At 65.6% G+C, this 18,274-nt stretch carries 18 protein-coding genes; 6 read left to right on the top strand and 12 right to left on the bottom strand.

Annotated elements, in window-relative coordinates:
* Positions 1-2: 2 nt before the first annotated feature.
* The 8 genes from flgC to motA all read right to left on the bottom strand — a co-directional run bounded on the left by flgC (position 3) and on the right by motA (position 5,620).
* Entirely contained in the window at positions 3-419 is a 417-nt protein-coding gene (gene flgC / locus BM118_RS09740; RefSeq protein WP_027546108.1) for a flagellar basal body rod protein FlgC, read from the bottom strand.
* 11 nt (positions 420-430) lie between these two features.
* A complete protein-coding gene (gene flgB / locus BM118_RS09735; RefSeq protein ID WP_092184647.1) occupies positions 431-832 on the bottom strand; it encodes a flagellar basal body rod protein FlgB in 402 nt (133 codons plus the stop codon).
* 65 nt (positions 833-897) lie between these two features.
* A complete protein-coding gene (gene flhB / locus BM118_RS09730; protein ID WP_092184645.1) occupies positions 898-1,983 on the bottom strand; it encodes a flagellar biosynthesis protein FlhB in 1,086 nt (361 codons plus the stop codon).
* A gap of 13 nt (positions 1,984-1,996) precedes the next feature.
* Positions 1,997-3,037, bottom strand: coding sequence for a flagellar motor switch protein FliG (locus tag BM118_RS09725; protein WP_092184643.1), 1,041 nt, complete (start codon positions 3,035-3,037; stop codon positions 1,997-1,999).
* A gap of 2 nt (positions 3,038-3,039) precedes the next feature.
* Entirely contained in the window at positions 3,040-3,414 is a 375-nt protein-coding gene (gene fliN / locus BM118_RS09720; RefSeq protein WP_092184641.1) for a flagellar motor switch protein FliN, read from the bottom strand.
* A 76-nt stretch (positions 3,415-3,490) separates the two neighbouring features.
* Positions 3,491-3,805: a hypothetical protein gene (locus BM118_RS09715; RefSeq protein ID WP_092184639.1), complete on the bottom strand. Its 315-nt coding sequence runs from the start codon at positions 3,803-3,805 to the stop codon at positions 3,491-3,493.
* Positions 3,786-4,727: a flagellar motor switch protein FliM gene (locus BM118_RS09710; protein WP_092184637.1), complete on the bottom strand. Its 942-nt coding sequence runs from the start codon at positions 4,725-4,727 to the stop codon at positions 3,786-3,788. The genes BM118_RS09715 and BM118_RS09710 overlap by 20 nt, the downstream gene beginning before the upstream one ends.
* The gene (gene motA / locus BM118_RS09705) at positions 4,724-5,620 is read right to left on the bottom strand and encodes a flagellar motor stator protein MotA (protein ID WP_028175216.1); all 897 of its coding nucleotides are present in this window, start codon (positions 5,618-5,620) and stop codon (positions 4,724-4,726) included. Before motA ends, BM118_RS09710 begins: the two co-directional genes overlap by 4 nt.
* 143 nt (positions 5,621-5,763) lie before the next feature.
* On the opposite strand from motA, the gene BM118_RS09700 reads away from it, so the two are divergent.
* From BM118_RS09700 to BM118_RS41280, 5 genes are all read left to right on the top strand, one after another.
* A complete protein-coding gene (locus BM118_RS09700) occupies positions 5,764-6,552 on the top strand; it encodes a DUF1217 domain-containing protein (RefSeq protein WP_177234165.1) in 789 nt (262 codons plus the stop codon).
* Between the two features lie 3 nt (positions 6,553-6,555).
* Entirely contained in the window at positions 6,556-7,284 is a 729-nt protein-coding gene (gene flgF / locus BM118_RS09695; protein ID WP_092184633.1) for a flagellar basal-body rod protein FlgF, read from the top strand.
* A gap of 36 nt (positions 7,285-7,320) precedes the next feature.
* Entirely contained in the window at positions 7,321-8,646 is a 1,326-nt protein-coding gene (gene fliI, locus BM118_RS09690) for a flagellar protein export ATPase FliI (RefSeq protein WP_092184631.1), read from the top strand.
* Between the two features lie 852 nt (positions 8,647-9,498).
* The gene (locus BM118_RS09685) at positions 9,499-10,146 is read left to right on the top strand and encodes a MarR family winged helix-turn-helix transcriptional regulator (RefSeq protein WP_092184629.1); all 648 of its coding nucleotides are present in this window, start codon (positions 9,499-9,501) and stop codon (positions 10,144-10,146) included.
* Between the two features lie 1,180 nt (positions 10,147-11,326).
* A complete protein-coding gene (locus BM118_RS41280; protein WP_177234164.1) occupies positions 11,327-12,391 on the top strand; it encodes a ketopantoate reductase family protein in 1,065 nt (354 codons plus the stop codon).
* A gap of 37 nt (positions 12,392-12,428) precedes the next feature.
* Here the strand turns inward: BM118_RS41280 and BM118_RS09665 are convergent, their stop codons facing one another.
* On the bottom strand, positions 12,429-13,013 hold the full coding sequence (locus BM118_RS09665) for a LysE family translocator (RefSeq protein WP_092184627.1): 585 nt from the start codon (positions 13,011-13,013) through the stop codon (positions 12,429-12,431).
* 308 nt (positions 13,014-13,321) lie between these two features.
* On the opposite strand from BM118_RS09665, the gene BM118_RS09660 reads away from it, so the two are divergent.
* The gene (locus BM118_RS09660; RefSeq protein ID WP_092184625.1) at positions 13,322-14,836 is read left to right on the top strand and encodes a helicase HerA domain-containing protein; all 1,515 of its coding nucleotides are present in this window, start codon (positions 13,322-13,324) and stop codon (positions 14,834-14,836) included.
* Positions 14,837-14,839: 3 nt separating this feature from the next.
* Here the strand turns inward: BM118_RS09660 and BM118_RS09655 are convergent, their stop codons facing one another.
* The 3 genes from BM118_RS09655 to BM118_RS09645 are packed head-to-tail and all read right to left on the bottom strand — an operon-like array spanning position 14,840 to position 18,248.
* A complete protein-coding gene (locus tag BM118_RS09655; protein ID WP_092184623.1) occupies positions 14,840-15,580 on the bottom strand; it encodes an ABC transporter ATP-binding protein in 741 nt (246 codons plus the stop codon).
* The gene (locus BM118_RS09650) at positions 15,577-16,425 is read right to left on the bottom strand and encodes an ABC transporter ATP-binding protein (RefSeq protein WP_177234163.1); all 849 of its coding nucleotides are present in this window, start codon (positions 16,423-16,425) and stop codon (positions 15,577-15,579) included. Before BM118_RS09650 ends, BM118_RS09655 begins: the two co-directional genes overlap by 4 nt.
* Positions 16,425-18,248 carry an ABC transporter permease gene (locus BM118_RS09645; RefSeq protein WP_092184619.1) on the bottom strand — a complete coding sequence of 608 codons (1,824 nt, stop codon included), beginning with the start codon at positions 18,246-18,248 and terminating at the stop codon, positions 16,425-16,427. Before BM118_RS09645 ends, BM118_RS09650 begins: the two co-directional genes overlap by 1 nt.
* Positions 18,249-18,274 lie beyond the last annotated feature (26 nt).

Below are 18,274 nucleotides of genomic sequence, written 5' to 3'. Positions count from 1 at the left end.
TGTCAGCTCCTCAGAAGGTCGATGGTCATGCCCAGCATCGACCGCACCTGTTTCACGACCTGGAGATTGGCTTCATAGGACCGGTTGACTTCCCGCATGTCGGCCATCTCGATCATCATGTTGACGTTCGGCAGCTTGACGTAGCCGGACTTGTCGGCGGCGGGATGCCCCGGATCGTACTCGACGCGGTACGGCGTGGTGTCGACGCCGACCTCCTTGACTTTCGCGAGCTGCGCGCCCGAGGCGCGGTCCAGCGCGGCGTCGAAGGTGATCGTCTTGCGCTGATACGGATCGGCGCCGGCGGTCCGTCCCGTCGACGTCGCGTTGGCGAGGTTTTCCGAGACGATGCGCATGCGCGTCGACTGCGCTTCGAGCCCTGAACTCGCGACCGTCAGGGAGGCGCTCAGTGAGTCCAGCATGTCAATTCACCTCAGGTCTTCGTGCTCGACAGCAGCATGCGGTGGAACGACCGCACGACCGCCGAGTTCATCGAGTAGTCGCGGTTGACGTCGCTACCCTTGATCATTTCCTGCTCGAGGCTGACGGAATTGCCGGAGTGGACCACTTCCCAGCTGTCCTTCTTGGCGGTCGCGCGCGTGTCGGTCTCGGCCGGGGAAAGCTGCATGTGCGTCGGCGACGTCGTCGCGAGCCGGACCGGCATTCCGTCGAGCACCTTGTTGAACGGCTCGACGTCGCGCGCCTTGAAGCCCGGCGTGTTGGCATTGGCGACATTGGTGGCGATGGTCGACTGACGAAGCTCGAGCCAGCGCGCCTGCGATGATGCGAGTTCGAAGAGATAAAGCGGTCCCACGGCAGTCCCATTCTGGTCCATTCGAGGAGAACCCTAGGGCGTTAAGCTTTCGTCAAGCTGTTGCGCGAAGCACCATCCTCGGAAATCTACTGGACCTTCTCGGGCCGCGTCGTTTGCTTCGACTGGAGGAAGTAGATGATCTCCGCGACGGGCCGGAAGAACTCGGCCGGAATCACCTGATCGACCTGAACGGCCTCGTAGAGCGCGCGCGCCAGCGCCTTGTTCTCGATCACGGGGATTCTGTTCTGCTCGGCGACTTCGCGGATCTTCAGCGCGATCACGTCCATGCCCTTGGCCACCACGAGCGGCGCCGGGTTTTCCTCGCGGTTGTAACGCAGCGCGATCGCAAAGTGCGTCGGGTTCGCGATCACCAGCGTCGCTCGCGATGCGGAGGCGATCATCCGCTGACGCGAGCGGTCGCGCGCCAGCGAGCGCAGGCGCGCCTTGATCAGCGGGTCGCCTTCGGCCTGCTTGTGCTCGTCCTTGATTTCCTGCCGGGTCATGCGCAGCTGGCGCCGCCAGTGGAAGCGCGCCCAGGCGAGATCGATCGCGACCAGGACAATGGTCGCGATGCAGATCGCCGAGACGATCCGCATCGCGATGCTGAGAATCATCTCCGGCAGCGCGACCGGATCGGTGTACATCGCCTCGAACGCCCTTGCTTCGGACGAGCGCAGCACGAAGGCAACGACGGCGGTCACCGAGGCGAGCTTGAACAGCGACTTGGCGAACTCGACGAGCCCCTGCGTTCCGAACAGCCGGTTCCAGCCGCTGATCGGGGAGATTCGCGACAGGTCCGGCATGATGCGCTGGAGCACCAGGCTGGGCGCGTTTTGCAGCAGCGACGATGCCAGCCCGAACACGAGCAGGACGACCACCAGCGGCACCAGGAATCGCAGCGCCTCGAGGCCCACCACGGTGAGGAGGTTCTGCGCGTCCGCCCCGGTGCTGAGCGGGAAGCCCTCGGGATCGTCGAGGAGGTTCTTCAGGGTCGGCGTCAATTGCTGCACGCCCTGACTGATCAGGAACATCTGGATCACCATCAGCGCCGCCATCGACGCGAAGATGGACGCCTCCCGAGAGACCGGAATTTTGCCCTCTTCGAGCGCATCACGGACTTTCTTCTCGGTCGGCTCTTCTGTCTTGCTCTCCTGATCGAATGTTTCTGCCATGCCCGTTCAGCGGTCAGCGGAAGACCAGCTCATCCTCCTGCTCGGGGTTGAGCTCGATTTCGCCCTTCTCCGCGAGGTCGAGCGCGAGATCGGTAATCACGCGCCGCGCCTCCAGCACGTCGCGCTGGTTCGACGGCTCGCCGATGGCGAGCTCGTGCTCGACGACGCGGCGGACGCGCGATGCGACCGAGGACAGGATCAGCTCGCGGAAGTTCTTGTCGGTCCCCTTCAGTGCGACGACGATGCGATCGGTCGGCACCTGATCGAAGATCATGGTGCGCGCCTTCGGCGTCAGGTGGATCACGTCGTCGAAGGTGAACAGCAGCTCCTTCAGCACTTCGGCCGACTTCGGCCGCTTCTCCGACAGGCTCTTCAGCATGTCCTCGATGTGGCCGCGCTCCATCTTGTTGATGATGTCGGCGACGCGGGCATAGGTGTCCGCACCGAGGTTGCGGGCGAAGTTCAGCGTCAGATCCTCGTGCAGCGTCTTCTCGAGGACCCTCATGGCATCGTCGGCGATCGGCTTGAGGCTGAGCACGCGCCGCATCAGCTCGTTGCGCAGGCTCGATGGCAACTGGCTCATGACCTTGGCGGCGCAGGCCGGCTTGACCTTGGACAGGATGAGGGCCGCGGTCTGCGGATGCTCCTTGGAGAGGTAGCTCGCGAGCGAGTTTTCCGACACCGAAGAGACGCGGTCCCACACCGACCGGCTCGAATTGCCAAGCAGGTCCGACATGATCTGCGAGACCTGGTCGGCGGGAAGCACGTCGCCAAGCACGGCCTCGAGGCCGCCGAGCGTACCGAGAATGTTGGCGCCCATCGAGAACTGCTGGGCGAACTCCTCGACGATTGCCTCCAGCTCCTGCGCGGTGATCGGCCGCAGTTCGGCCGCGGCCTTGGTGACGATGCGGATATCCTGCGGCTCGAACTGCGCGAGCACGCTCGCGGCCGCCTGCCGACCCATGGCCAGCAGGAGCGCCGCGACCTTTTCCGTTCCGCCCAGCGTGGCAACGCCTCGCTGCTTGATGGGAGCGATGCCGACCTGTGCCGCCATGGTCAGGTATCACCCTGCCCCAGCGGACCAACGATCTCCGTGAGCGAGACACCGAAGCGGGAATTGTCCTCTTCGACGACGACCACTTCGCCGCGGGCGACGATACGGCCGTTGACGACGACGTCGACGGGCTCGCCGACCCGGTGATCGAGCGGAACCACCGCGCCGCGCCCGAGCTTCATCAGGTTCGCCACCGGGATGGTCGCCGAACCCAGCACCACCTGCATGGTGACGGGAATGCGCAGGATGGCATCGACATTGGCGAACTTGCCGCTCTCCTCCGCCGTGCGCGCGGCGATCTCGGCCAGCCGCTCCAGCGGAGACGTCTCGGTCTCTCCCGATGCAGATGCAGACTCATAGTCGAAGGATTGCGCCATTTGGTATCGCCTCTTGGTATTTCCGCTCCCGGAGCGCCGCGGCGTTCCGGTCGTATCTGGTTCGCCGGCCCCGGCTTCAATGCTTGTTCACGTCGGCGCCGCCTGCGGTCGCTGCGGACGCAAGTCCACTCCTGGCGTCGAGTGCCGCGATCGCCTCATTGGCCTGGTCGATCTTCGCGCTCAGCACGTTGGCGAGCCGTCCGAGATTTGCGGTCGAATCGTGCGCAGCGGTGATGACCGTGTCGAAGGCGCCCGCCGTCTCGTGGACGATGGTCGAGAATTCGCCCTGGTAGCTGCGCAACCGCGCCAGCTCGCGGTGCATCCGCGTCACCCGCATGCTGGTGAAGGCAAGCGCAATCAGCAGCACCGCATCAACGAGATAGGATATCATCGACGAACTCCCGTTTCTGATCCACGGGATCTGCCACCTGCATGGCGTAATAGCCATCGAGCTGGCCGATCTGACACCAGAACAGCACCTGGTTGTTGCTTTCGAGGCGGGCCAGCGTACGCGGCGTGGCTTCGAGCTCGAGCACCTGCCCGACCTGGAACTTCACGACGTCGCCGAGGGTCACCATCTTCTCGTCGAGCACCGCGCTCAACGTCACTTCGGTGCGGTGGACCTCGCTCTCCATCTGCTCGCGCCAGCGCGGATCGGACGCACGGCCGTCGCTGACGACGACATGGGCGAGCTTCTGGCGCAGCGGGTTGAGCGCGGAGTGCGGAATGATGAGGAACATCTGGCCGCCGCGATAGAGCGCCTGCAACATGATGTTCGCGCAAATCGACATGTTGCCGCTCCGCCCGATCGCCAGCGAGGCCATCGCGGTTTCGACCCGCTCGACACGGAAGGTGACGTTGGAGGTGCCGGCGAAGGCGGATTGCAGCGCCTTGGCGAAGCGATCGAACAGGGCCTGGACCAGGCGGATCTCGATGTTCGAGAACGAACGCTCGACGTCGAGCGGCGGTTCGGCGCCATCGGAGCCGAACATCGCCTCGACCATCGTGAACACGAAGTCGCGGTCGAGCATGATGATGATGCGGGAGTCCCACTGCTCGGCATAGAGCACGGCGGCGACTGCATTCGCCTCGTAGTCCTTGATGATGTCGCCGACCCGATCATTGGTGATGCCGTTGACCGAGAAATAGCAGGGCGTTCCCGCCATCGGCTGGAGGCTGTCGGTGCAGGATGCCGCCATGCGATCGAAGATCACATTGAGCATCGGCATGCGTTCAATCGATATACCGGCAGCGTCCAGCAGGTAGTTCGGCAGCTGCTTCCTCTGATCGATTTCGACGTCTTCCATCGTCATGCGCGCGCCGCCTTCGGTTCAGCGTCGGCCACGACGGCCTTCGGACCCGCGATCGTCTCGTTCTCGACGACGTCGATCGAGGGACGCTCGCTGCTCGAGATCATCTTGCGGCCGTGCTCGACCGCGATCTGCGGCATGGCGCCGTTCATGAATGCCAGCAGTGTCTGCTTGACGATGATGTAGGGCCGGCACTTCTTCTCGCGCGTCATCTTGATCTTGATCGCGAAGGGCGAAATGATGCCGTAGGACAGGAAGATGCCGGCGAAGGTGCCGACCAGGGCGGCGCCGATGAAGCCGCCCAGCAGCTTCGGCGACTGGTCGAGCGCGCCCATTGCCTTGATGACGCCGAGCACCGCGGCGACGATGCCGAGCGCCGGCAGCGCCTCGGAGACCGTCACCAGCGAATGGTAGGGCGCCAGCTTGCCCTTCACGATGGTGTGGATCTCCTCGTCCATCAGCGCCTCGATCTCGTGCGTGCGCGCATTGCCCATGATGATGAGACGGACATAGTCGCAGATGAACTGGAGCAGCGACGGGTCACCGAGCACGCTCGGGAACGCCTTGAAGATCTCGGAGGACGCGGGATCGTCGATATGCGCCTCGACCTCGTTGCGGCCCTTGCCCCGCAGCTCGCGCATCAGGGCATGCAGCGCCCCGAGCAGGTCGAGATAGTAGCGCTGCCCCGGCACCGCGCCGGTGATGGCCTGCATGCAGGCGACCCCGGTATCCACGACCGTCTTCCACGGATTGGCCACGATGAAGGTGCCGACCGCGGTGCCCATGATGATCACGAACTCCCACGGCTGCATGAGCACGGCCAAATGCCCGCCCATGGCGGCAAATCCGCCGAGCAGCGCCGCCACCGTGATGAAAATCCCCACGAAACTGAGCAACGCGCAACTCCATCGCCGATCCCACCGGGAATATCTAGTCGGCGACGCTTGCGCGAGGCTGGCTTCCCGCATCGCCAGCCCCGCGCAAGCAACTGGCGGCAGCTTGGGACGATGTCGCAATTGCGGCCAAAGGGGCGCGGGTCATGCTATCCACCATCGCGGACTACACCAGATTGACCCAGGACCTGGGCAAGTCGATGACGCAGGTCGCGAAGCAGCCGGATGTCAGCCGCGAGACCGATTACTTCCTCAGCCATATCGGCAACGTGAAGACGATCGACGACTTCCTGAAGGACTATCGCCTCTACAGCTATGCGATGAAGGCCTATGGCCTCAGCGACATGGCCTACGCCAAGGCGTTCATGCGCAAGGTGCTGACCGAGGGGGTCACCGACAAGGACGCCTTCGCCAACAAGCTCACCGACACCCGCTACCGGGAATTCGCCACCGCCTTCAATTTCGCCGCCCTCGGCGCCAACGCGACCTCGACCACCGCAGCCACGACCGGCACGGCCACCCAATACGTCACGCAGACGATGGAGCAGAAGGCCGGCGACCAGAACGAGGGCCTGCGGCTGGCGCTCTATTTCACCCGCAAGGCGTCCACGATCACGAATGCCTACCAGATCCTCGCCGACAAGGCGCTGACGCAGGTGGTCCAGACCGCAATGGGCTGGTCGTCGACGATCAGCTCGTCCGACATCGATGCCCAGGCCAAGATGATCACGGACAAGATCGACCTCACCGATTTCCAGGACCCGACCAAGGTCACCAAATTCGTGCAGCGCTTCGCGGCAATGTGGGATGCGACCCAGGCCCAGAGCGACAGCTCGACCAATCCCGCGCTGGTCCTGATCGGCGGCGCGGCGACGTCGGCCGGCTTGGATACCGACATGCTCGCGACGCTTCAGAACATCCGGTTCAACAGGTAAATCATGCAATCGGCTCTCTATGTGGGATTGTCGGCGCAGGTCGCCCTCGAAAAGCGCCTCCAGACGATCGCCAACAACGTCGCCAACGTCAACACGGCGGCATTCCGCACCGACGTCGTGAAGTTCGAGACCGTGCTGTCCAAGGCCGGCGCGAACCCGGTCGCGTTCTCCTCGCCCGGCGACAACATCATCTCGCGCGAGACCGGCAGCATCACCGAGAGCGGCAATCCGCTCGACGTCGCCGTGGTCGGACAGGGCTGGCTCGCGTTCGCCGGCCCGAACGGCACCGTCTATACCCGTGACGGCCGCCTCCAGATCGCCGCCAACGGCGACCTTCAGACGGTGGCCGGCTTCCCGGTCATCGATGCCGGCGGCGCGCAGATCACGCTCGATCCGAACGGCGGGCCGGTCTCGATCGCCCGCAGCGGCGCGATCACCCAGGACAACAACGAGATCGGCACCATCGGCCTGTTCAACATTCCCGCTGACGCCAATCTCGAGCGCTACGGCAATTCGGGCGTCACGCCCGACCGGCCCGCGACCGCCATCGCCGATTTCGCCCGCGACGGCTTCAAGCAGGGCTATGTCGAGGGCTCCGGCGCCAATCCGATGATGGAATTGACCAAGCTGATGGCGGCTTCGCGCGCCTTCGACGGCACCAATTCATTGATCGAGGGCACCGAGAGCTCGCTCCAGAACGCAATCCGGACGCTGGGCGAGCCCGGCAAGTAGAGTGCGCCTCGCGCGCAATGAGGGTGGACGGTTTCCTTGAACGCTCTTCGGCAACTCGAGTGGGCGCTGCTGGAGCTTCAGCAGAGCACTCCCCTGGCAAGCGTCAGCGGCGCGATCTCCGAGATCGCGCCGACGCATTTCCGTGTCTCCGGCCTGTCGCGCTTCGTCAGGCTCGGTGAACTCATCGGCGTCAACTCCGGCGGCAAGCCGCAGATCGGCGAGGTGGTGCGGATCGACAGCGAGGGCATCATTGCCAAGCCGTTCGACCGGCAGTTTGCCGGCGGCCTCGGCTCCGTCGCCTACCGGATGCCGCCACTGTCTTTCGCGCCCGATCCGAGCTGGAAGGGCCGCGTCATCAACGCGCTCGGCGCCCCGCTGGACGGACGGGGTCCGCTGACGCCGGGATCGCGCCCCGTCTCGGCGGAGGCCGAGGCGCCCTCGGCCATGAAGCGCGCACGCGTCCACAAGCCGCTGCGCACCGGCGTGCGCGTCATCGACCTGTTCGCCCCGATCTGTGCCGGCCAGCGCGTCGGCATCTTTGCCGGCTCCGGCGTCGGCAAATCGACGTTGCTGGCGATGCTCGCCCGCAGCCAGGGCTTCGACACCGTCGTGCTGGCGCTCGTCGGCGAACGCGGCCGCGAGGTGCGCGAATTCATCGAGGACGTGCTGGGCGCCAACCGCAATCGTGCAGTCACCATCGTATCGACGGGCGACGAAAGCCCGATGATGCGGCGCCTGGCGCCGAAGACGGCTATGGCGGTCGCCGAATATTTCCGCGATCGGGGCGAATCGGTCCTGCTGATGGTCGATTCGATCACCCGTTTCGCCCACGCCGCCCGCGAGGTCGCACTCGCCGCCGGCGAGCCCGCGGTCGCGCGCGGCTACGCGCCGACGGTCTTCACCGACCTGCCGCGCCTTCTGGAGCGCGCCGGCCCCGGCGAGGAGGGATCCGGCACCATCACCGGGATCTTCTCCGTGCTGGTCGACGGCGACGATCACAACGAGCCGATCGCCGACACCATCCGCAGCACGCTCGACGGGCATATCGTGCTCTCCAGGCACATCGCCGACCAGGCGCGCTATCCGGCCGTGGACGTTCTGGCCTCGGTCTCCCGCCTCGCCCACAACGTCTGGGACCCCGAAGAGCGCGAATTGGTGAGCAAGCTGCGCACCATGATCGCCAAATACGAGGACACGCGCGATCTTCGCCTGATGGGCGGATACCAGTCGGGGCGTGATTCGGGCCTCGACCAGGCGATCGACCTGGTTCCGAGGATCTACAGCGCCATGCGGCAAGACGCATCGGCTCAGCCGAGCGCCGATCCGTTCCGCGAGCTGAGGGACATGCTCAAGGGCGACTAGCAGATGAGACGGCGTACTACGCGCCCGCGATCTCGCCCTGCTCACTATTTCAACAGTCGGTCGCGCTTGCAGTCACGCTGCCGGCGCATGCACACCCATCGCCGCCACCGCGATCCGTCGTGAGCGCATCAACCGTTCGGATGGATCATCGGGCGGCCGCAACGGACGCGCCTGAGGGATGACTCCACGACCGCGACCGCAACAACCGCCGCGTGTAATCCCTGCAAGTTCCCTCGACGATTCTCAGGACTCATTGCACAAGTTGTGGATGACTCATCAACGCACATCACCCGTGTCATGCACAAGCTTCGATCAACTTGCATCAACGACGGACAACAACATGCCCTGCAATCAAACCGTCGTATAGTTGCGGGCAAGCTGCACTTAGGACAACGTATTGCGTTCACTATCATGTGTCCCTAAGAGCGAGATTGTCTTGAACGTTACATTCGCCAGCAACGACATCCAGTCTCCGAGAGTGTCTCTACTTGATTTTGTTGAGAAGCTCATTCATCGTTTCGGTGGAATATCAAGAAACGTCTTCTTGTGACTTGTACTCAGGGGCTTCGGTTGAACAATTCCGGTCCAGCGTCCGTTCGTGACGGCAACTCGGGCTCCCGTGCGACGACGACGCGATTGGCATGCCATCGGCGACGCGGCCTCCCGGTCCGGACGACGCGACGCACGCCGGTCCAGGTCGGGCGCGTTGCGCTCCGTGCCTTCGAGCAGGAATCGACCACGACGTGCTCATCGGACATCTCCGGAGGTCTGACGTCTTCCGAAGCATTCGCGAACCACGGCGCAAGGCGGCTTCGGGACGCCGCAAACGAAGTTCCGGGGACGAGGTAATCCATGCCATTGGCACGAGAAGCCGTCGAGCTGCTGGTCCAGGCGGCGAGGGCTTGGTATTTCGAAGGCGATCAGCATGGATTGCGCGATCGGGAATGGATGGCGCTGCGCTTTCTCGACCGCGCCAACAGGTTTTCGCGCACACCGTCCGCGCTCGCCGGCTTCATCGGCGCCACCCGGGCGACCGCATCGCAGATCGTGAAGACGCTGGAGAGCAAGTCCTTCCTGGTGCGAAAGCCCTCGCACGAGGACAAGCGTTCCGTGGTGCTCCAAGTCACCGCGCAGGGCGAGAAGTGCCTGAGCCAGCACGACCCGATCAACCACGTGTTGAATGCGGTCACGGCGCTCGGAACCGACGAGTGCATCAGGTTGCGCGACTCGCTGCGGGAGATCCTCAATCACCTCGACGCAGCTCACCAACGGCTCGACGCCAGCATCTGCCGGGACTGCATGTTTCTCGCCGAACGCAGCCCTGGCATCGGTCCGGCCGCCGGGAAGGGACGCGCAACCGCCGAATTCATGTGCCGGCTGTATCGCGCCCCCGTCACGCTCGAGGAGACCGAGCTGCTCTGCACCAGTTTCGAGCGCACCCGCGACCGCCCGAAGATCGAGGAGCATCTCGACCGCGCGCGCGTGGCGAGCCAGGGATGAGGCGAAGGCCCGCAGCCTGAACGCAACATCCGCACTGATGGCGCGGCCGAAGCTCGTGGAAGATTTCGCGGCGCTCGCGATGACGGAGCAAGAGGCATCGACTTCGTCTCCAAGCGCCACTGTCATTCCCCGCGACCCGGCTACGCCAAGGCTTCGCCGGGGTTGAGGTCGAGGGGCGCCGAAGCTTTAGCGTAGGCGGCAGGCGGGGAATCCAGTACGCCGCGGCCTATCGATTGAACTACGACCGCCTCGGAGTACTGGATCGCCCGCCCCAGTGCGCAAGTGCGCACAAGGCGGGCGATGACAGCGAATGTGTGGTCGCAGACACGCCTTCGCAGCCTCGCGGCGGATTTCGCCCGAGCTTTGCTTCATCACTCCACCCTCTCCAAGCCAAGAGGGCGCAGGGAAGGCCGGGTGCCGGCTGGCACCCACGGTCCGCTGTGCGCGTGTAGCGCATGAAAAGATGCACAGCGGCATACAGGTGCAGCCAAAACACTCGGCCTTCCCTGCGCAGTGGTTGGACGGCTTATGCCGTGCTCTCCCGGGAGCCGAGTTCCTTCTGGCCTCCCTCACCCCGCGAATTGACGATGCCGTCCGCCCGGTTGGGCTCGCGTGCACCTCCGCGAAAGGCTTGACCGTAGCAACGACGGTCAGGACCACACGGTTTTGCCGTACGCGCGTTCGCTGACCGCCGCAGGGTTCTCCGGCCTTGTCGACCTAGCCGGAAAAATGCTGGCGAGACGAACTTTCAGCGCCGCTCATCTGCACGCGGTTTCGGGCTCACAGGGACTAACCGCCCTGCCCGCACCATGTCGTGCCGACGCTGCCGCGTCCACCGCAACCCGGCTCGCGAAAATGACGACACAAGATCGCCCCTCAAGGTCAAGCCGGGATAGGCGACACATACGACAAATCCGAATTTCGGTAAAGTGGAATATTTCTGCGCGGACGGATTGACAGGCCGTGCGGGTGTTTTGCCCGTCGGGCTTTGAGGGCTCGGCATCCGGAGCAAAAACCCTCACAGGACGCGTCGTTCCGGATCATTGGGGGGAATCTGTGGTCCTCTTGTATGCATTATCCCAGTTGCCATCGCCGGGCACTTCGCTTTAGATGCCGCCAACTCGCCCTCGGATGACGGCCGAGGCTCAAAAATCCGCAAAAATTGTCAAAGGGACGAAGCATGGCGCGTAACATTCTGATTCTTGGGGCTTCCTACGGCTCCCTGCTGGGCACGAAGCTGCTGATGGCGGGGCACAATGTCACCCTGGTCTGCCGCGCCAAGACCGCCGAGCTGATCAACCGTGACGGTACCGAGGTGCGCATCAAGTTGCGCGACGAGGCGGTGCACCGGGCAATCTTCTCGCGCGACCTGCCCGGCAAGCTCGACGCGGTGACGCCGGCCGATGTCGACGTCTCGCGTTACGACATGGTCGGCCTTGCGATGCAGGAGCCGCAATACACCAACCACACGGTGCGCGTGCTCATGGTCAAGATCGCCGCGGCGAAGCTGCCGTGCCTGTCGATCATGAACATGCCGCCGCTACCCTATCTGAAGCGGATTCCGGCGCTCGCAGGCATGGATCTCGAGGAGGCCTACACCAATGCGCAGGTGTGGGAGCGGTTCGAGCCGGGGCTGGTGACGCTGTGCTCGCCCGACCCGCAGGCCTTCCGCCCGCCGGAGGAAGCCGCGAACGTGCTTCATGTCGGCCTGCCCACCAACTTCAAGGCATCGGTCTTCGCCGACGACAAGCACAACAAGGTGCTGCGCGAGCTCGAAGCCGACATCGACGCGGTGACGCTCGACGGCCTCGACGTGCCGGTGAAGCTGAAAGTGTTCGATTCCCTGTTCGTGCCGCTGGCGAAATGGTCGATGCTGCTGACCGGCAACTATCGCTGCATCACGCCGCACGAGCCGCAGTCGATCCGCGACGCCGTGCACGGCGATCTCAAGCGATCGCAGACGATCTACGATCATGTCGACGCGATCGCCCGCCGCCTCGGCGCCGATCCGCAGGACCAGGTGCCGTTCGCGAAATACGCCAGGGCGGCCGAAAGCCTGCTCAAGCCGTCGTCGGCCGCGCGCGCGGTGGCCAGCGGCGCGCCCTTCATCGAGCGCGTCGACCTGCTGGTGAAGCTGATCTCGCATCAGCTCGGCGTGCCCAACCCCGAGATCGACCGCACGGTCGAGACCGTGGACCAGAAGCTGAACGAGAAGATCGTGCAGGGCGGATCGGGCGCGCAGTAGCGGCGCGCGGCTTCTGATCGCCGCGCTGCGTGGGCGCTCACGCGCTCAGGAATGATTGAAGCCAGATCAGGCCGGTCACCGCGACGAGCGTGACCGCGCCGGCGCGCGTGATGATCTCGGGGTGGCCGAGACGGCGGGCGCCGCCGCCGAGCGTTGCGCCGAACGCAATCCACGCAGCTCCCGCGGTGACGATCTGAAGCGCGATCATTCCGAGCCAGGGCAGGAGCTCGAACAGCCCGGCCTGGAGCTGCAGGAGCAGGAAGGCGAACACCATCGCCTTCGGATTCAGCAGAGTGGTGATCAGTACCTGGCGGAACGTCACCACGGCGCCGCCGCGCAGCTCGCGCGCGTTGACACGCCAGAGCATGACGGCAAGGCCCAGGATGTAGACACTGACCGCCACGCGAAGCACGACGGCCGCAAGCGGAATACCGCTCACGACGGGACCGAGCGCCAGCCGCAGCAGCGCGATCGCCGCGAGATAGCCGAACAGCTCGGCTGCGAGCAGATGGAGCGACCGCGAGATCCCGATCCCCGCTCCCGACGTCGCGAGCAAGGTGTTGGTCGGTCCCGGCATGGCGAGGAGGAAACAGGTCGCCGTGAAGAAGGTCAGGAAGTTCATGCACCCAGCTAACAGGTCTCGGGTTCATGGACCTTGATCTGTGTCATTCCACGCGGGCGCGCGGGATCGCCTGAGTTCTGACCGCGGCGAACGCTGCCTTGGTCGCATGGCAACGGCGCATGTCCAGGTCATGCGGCAGCAACGACGCATCGCAATCCCGGCGATGGGATGACCGCGGGCGGAACGGTTCCCGGTCACGCCTGAACTCCGCCGTGGGCAACAGAGCATGATTCGCGCTGCGGCGCTCGACGCGCCGCGGCCGGGTTGATAAGCCCCTGTCCGCGAATGATGGGGACTTGAGTCGGGACATGACGGTTGCGATCGAGATGGGGCAGACCACGGCGGGCGCCGCGGCGGCCATGGACCTCGAGGAACTGCTGGCGACCCGCCTCCTGGTGCAGGGCAATTCGGGCTCCGGCAAGTCACATCTGCTGCGGCGGCTGCTGGAGCAGAGCGCGCCCTGGGTGCAGCAGGCCATCATCGACCCCGAGGGCGATTTCGTCACGCTGGCCGAGCGCTTCGGCCATCTCGTGATCGAGGCCGAGGATCACACCGAGCGCGGCCTTCAGGTCGCCGGTGAGCGCGCACGGCTGCATCGCGTTTCCACCGTGCTCAATCTCGAGGGCCTCGACGCCGAGAACCAGATGCGCCGCGCCGCCGCGTTCCTCGGCGGCCTGTTCGACGTCGATCGCGACCATTGGTATCCGATGCTGGTGGTGGTGGACGAGGCGCAGCTGTTTGCACCGGCGGTCGCGGGCGAGGTGTCGGACGAGGCGCGAAAACTGTCGCTGGGCGCCATGACTAATCTGATGTGCCGCGGCCGCAAGCGCGGGCTCGCCGGCATCATCGCGACCCAGCGGCTGGCGAAGCTCGCCAAGAACGTCGCGGCGGAAGCTTCCAACTTCCTGATGGGCCGGACCTTCCTCGACATCGACATGGCGCGCGCCGCCGACCTGCTCGGCATGGAGCGGCGGCAGGCGGAAGCCTTTCGCGATCTCGAGCGTGGACAGTTCATGGCGCTGGGACCTGCACTGTCGCGGCGTCCGCTACGCCTGAACATCGGCCCGACCGATACCCACGCGCGCAACTCCACGCCACGACTGATGCCGATGCCGGACTCCGCACTCGAGGATATGCGCGCCGTGATCCTGGCCGCGCCGCCGCCCGATGCCAGCCGGCCGCAGCGCCGGCCCGCGCCGGATCTGCTCGAGCAGCTCCGCGCCGCGAAAGCGGCCGCCACGCCGGAGATCCGGCCTGAAGTGGTCGAGGTTCAGGTCAGCGCCGAGGAGCTCGCGGAGCGGCGCGAACGCGTCGATCGGACCCTTCGCGCCGTGCTGGCCGAGCCCGATGCGGGCTTCCGCGCCGTCGGCGTGCTCTATCAGGAGTTCGTGGTCCGCTGCCGCATCGAGGGCCTCGGCGCGGCCGTGCCCGACCTCAACGAATTCCGCCGCATGCTGACGCGCGCGCGCGCCGGGCTTGGCGCCGAGCATGCCGAGGACGACGCCTGGCAGGACGTCTCGCTGCGCGCCTCGATCCTGCCCGACGACATGCAGGGCGTGTTCATGATGATCGCCCGCGCGGCCAAGGAAGGCTGGCCCTGCCCGGGCGACGCCGCGATCGCCCGCGCCTATGGCTCGCATTCGCTGCGCCGCGCGCAGCGCCTGCTCAGCTACATGGAGGAGCAGGGTCTCATCGTCTGCCAGCTCGACGGCGGCGGACGCAGGATCGTGACGCTGGTGGAGCTGGCCTGGGCGACCGCGCCCGGCGATCCCAGCGGCGACGATCTGCCAGCGGAGCCGGCGCAGAGCGCGGCTTCGGCCTGATCGCTAGGCCGCCTCGGCACCGCCGAGATAGGCGTCGCGCACCCGCGGATCGTCCTTCAGCGCCCGCGCGGGGCCGGAGAGCACGATCTTGCCGGTCTGGAGCACATAGGCCTCGTGCGCGATCTCGAGCGCGAGGCTGGCGTTCTGCTCGACCATGAACACCGACACGCCCTCCTGGTTGATGGTCCGGATCAGCTCCAGCACGCGATCGACATAGAGCGGCGACAGGCCCATGGTCGGCTCGTCCATCACGATCATCCTGGGACGGCTCATCAGCGCACGCGCCATCGCCACCATCTGCTGCTCGCCGCCGGACAGCGAGCCTGCGCGCTGCGACAGCCGCTGGCCGAGCTTCGGAAACAGCGTCAGCATCTTGTCGAGATCCTGCGCCACCGCATCGCGGTCGTTGCGCACGAAGGCGCCCATCAGGATGTTCTCGCGGACGGTCATGTCCGCGAACAACCGCCGCGCCTCCGGCACCGAGGCGATGCCGCGGCGGACGATCTGCGGCGTGGTCAGCCCGATCAGCGAGGCGCCGTCGAACGTCACGTCACCGGACCGCGGTTTGACGAGGCCGAGGATGATCTTCATCGTCGTGGACTTGCCGCTGGCATTGCCGCCGAGCAGGCAGACGATGTGGCCGCGCGCAACCGTGATCGACAGGTCGAAATGCACCTGGGCCTGGCCGTAGAAGGTGTTGACGTCGGTCAATGCGAGCAGCGGTTCGGGTACGTTGATCGTCATGCCGCGCTCTCCTGCTCCGCCGTCCCCGACAGGCCGTGACCGAGATAGGCCTCGATCACCTTGGGATCCTTGCGCACCTCTTCGCCCGGCCCTTCCGCGATCTTCTTGCCCTCGTCCATGACGATGACACGGTCGGAGAGGCGCATCACCATCTCCAGCTTGTGCTCGATCAACAGGATCGTCAGCCCTTCCGCCTTGAGCTCGGCGACGAGGGCCTGCATCTCCGCGGTCTCGGTCGGGTTCATGCCGGCGGTCGGCTCGTCGAGCAGCAGCAGGCGCGGCTTCAAGGCGAGCGCACGCGCGATCTCGACGCGGCGGCGGTTGGCGTAGGAGAGACTGTAGGCCGGCTGGTCGATCCGCGGCAGCAGCCGTTCGCCGAAGCGGGCGAGGATGGCTTTCACGTCCTCGCGCAGCCGCTCTTCCTCGGCCTTGACGCTGGCGGGACGCAGCAGCGCCAGCCCCAATTCCAGCAGCGGACCGATCACAGGAACGGCCGGCTTCACCGCGCGCAGCCGCGTGTGCGCGCCGATCAGGACGTTGTCCATGACGCTGAGATTGCCGAAGACGCGGCCGAGCTGGAAGGTGCGGGCAATGCCTTCGGCCGCGAGCCGCTCCGGCGAGAGACCGGTGATGTCCTGACCTTCGAAGCGAACCGTGCCGGCATCGGGCCGGTCGAGCCCGGTCACGAGATTGAACAGCGTCGTCTTGCCGGCGCCGTTCGGGCCGATGATGCTGACGAGCGCGCCCCTGGCGAGGTCTAGATCGATGGCATCGACCGCGGTGAGGCCGCCGAAGCGCCGCGTCAGCCCGCGCAGCGACAGCATGGACGTGTGCTGCTCTGCCATCACATCGTCCCCAACAGGCCCTGCGGCCTGAACCGCACCAGCAGCAGGAGCACGATCCCGTAGATCAAAATGCGGTACTCCGCCGCGATCCGGAACAGTTCGGGCAGGCCGACCAGCGCCACCGATCCGACGATGGCGCCGACGACATTCCCCAAGCCACCGAGGATGACGACGGTCAGCGCCAGGATGGATTGCTGCGTGTTGAAGGTCTCATGGTTGATGTAGGAATAGAGATGCGCGGCGATGCCGCCGCTAACGCCGGCGGCAAACCCGCCGAAGATGAAGGCCAGCGACTTGTAGCGGTTCAGGCTGAGGCCATAGGCGCGCGCGGCGATGTCGTCATCGCGAATGGCGCGAAAGCTGCGGCCGAGATGCGAGCCGAGCAGGCGCGCCTGGAGCAGCGCCAGCACGATCATGACCGCGAGGCTGAACCAGTAGATCGAATTTGGACTGATCAGGTCGTAGCCGAACAGCGACAGCGGCGGGATGCCGGAGATGCCGACCGGACCGCGCGTGACGCTCTCCCAGTTCAGGATCACCAGCGACACGATCTCGCCGATGGCGAGCGTTGCGATCGACACATAGTGCCCGCGCAGGCGGAACGACGGCGAGATCAATGCGGTGCCGAGCGCGGCGCTCATCAGGCCGCCGCCGATGATGGCGAGGCCGACCGGAACGGCGAAGCTCAGCGACAGCAGTGCCGACGTATAGGCGCCGATCGCCAGCAGCGCCGCGTGTCCGAGCGAGACCTGGCCGATCGTGCCTGCAACGAGCGTGAGGCTGAGCGCGAGCATGCCGAGCAACCACGCGTTGATCAGGGTCTGGAGCACATAGAAGGACACCGGGAACAGCGGCAGGATCGCAAAGGCAGCGGCCGCGACCAGCAGCGCCCAGCGTGGAATGCGCACCGGCCGGCTCGGCGCGATGAAGGTGCCTGTGAGCGGCTCGGGCGGTGCCTGCCGCGCGCTGGCGAACAGGCCGTTCGGCCGCAACACCAGCACGACGACCAGCAGCAGGAACGCGAACAGGTTGCGATAGCTGGTGCCGAACACGGCGACGCCGTAGCTCTCCACCAGTCCCAGCAGCAGGCTGCCGATCACCGCGCCCGGCACGTTGCCGGCGCCGCCGACGACTTCGGCGACGACGCCCTTGAGCGTCGCTTGAAGGCTCATCGCGGTGTCGATCTGGTTGTAGTACATGCCGACCAGCATGCCGGAGACGCCGCCGAGCGCAGCGGCAATGCCGAACACCGCCTGATTGACGCGGTTGACGTCGACGCCCATCTGCATCGCGGCGTCGCGGTCCTGCGCGGTGGCGCGCACCGCCCAGCCGAGCTTGCTGTAGCGCAGGAACACGAACAGCAGCAGCGCGCTGGTGATGCCGACGCCGGCGATGAGCAGATCAAGCGGCCCGATCGTGCCGCCACCGATCTGGAAGCGGACGTCCGGCAACTGGCTCGGCAGCGCGCGCGGATTCGGCGAGAAGGTCAGCATCACCAGCTGATCGAGCACGAAGCTGATGCCGATGGTCGCGAGCAGCGGCGCTATGCGCACCGAGTTCTGGAGCGGACGCAGGCCGAACCGCTCGATGATCAGCCCGACCAGCGCGGCGGCCACCGCGACCACGATGATGGTGAGCGGCAGCGGCGTATGCAGCTGCACCACGGCGACCCAGCCGATATAGGCGCCGACCAGATAGATCGAGCCTTGCGCGAAGTTGATCAACCGGCTGACGCCGAAGATCAGCGCGAGCCCGACCGCAACGAGGGCGTAGACATTACCGACGATCAGCCCGTTGATCGTGTAGTCGAGCCAGGAAGACACGCAGCGTTCCTAATGAATGGAGAGGG

Source organism: Bradyrhizobium sp. cf659 (assembly GCF_900113725.1).
GTDB lineage: Bacteria > Pseudomonadota > Alphaproteobacteria > Rhizobiales > Xanthobacteraceae > Bradyrhizobium.
Note: the sequence above shows the minus strand (reverse complement) of the source record. Positions and strands in the feature narration are given on the sequence as shown.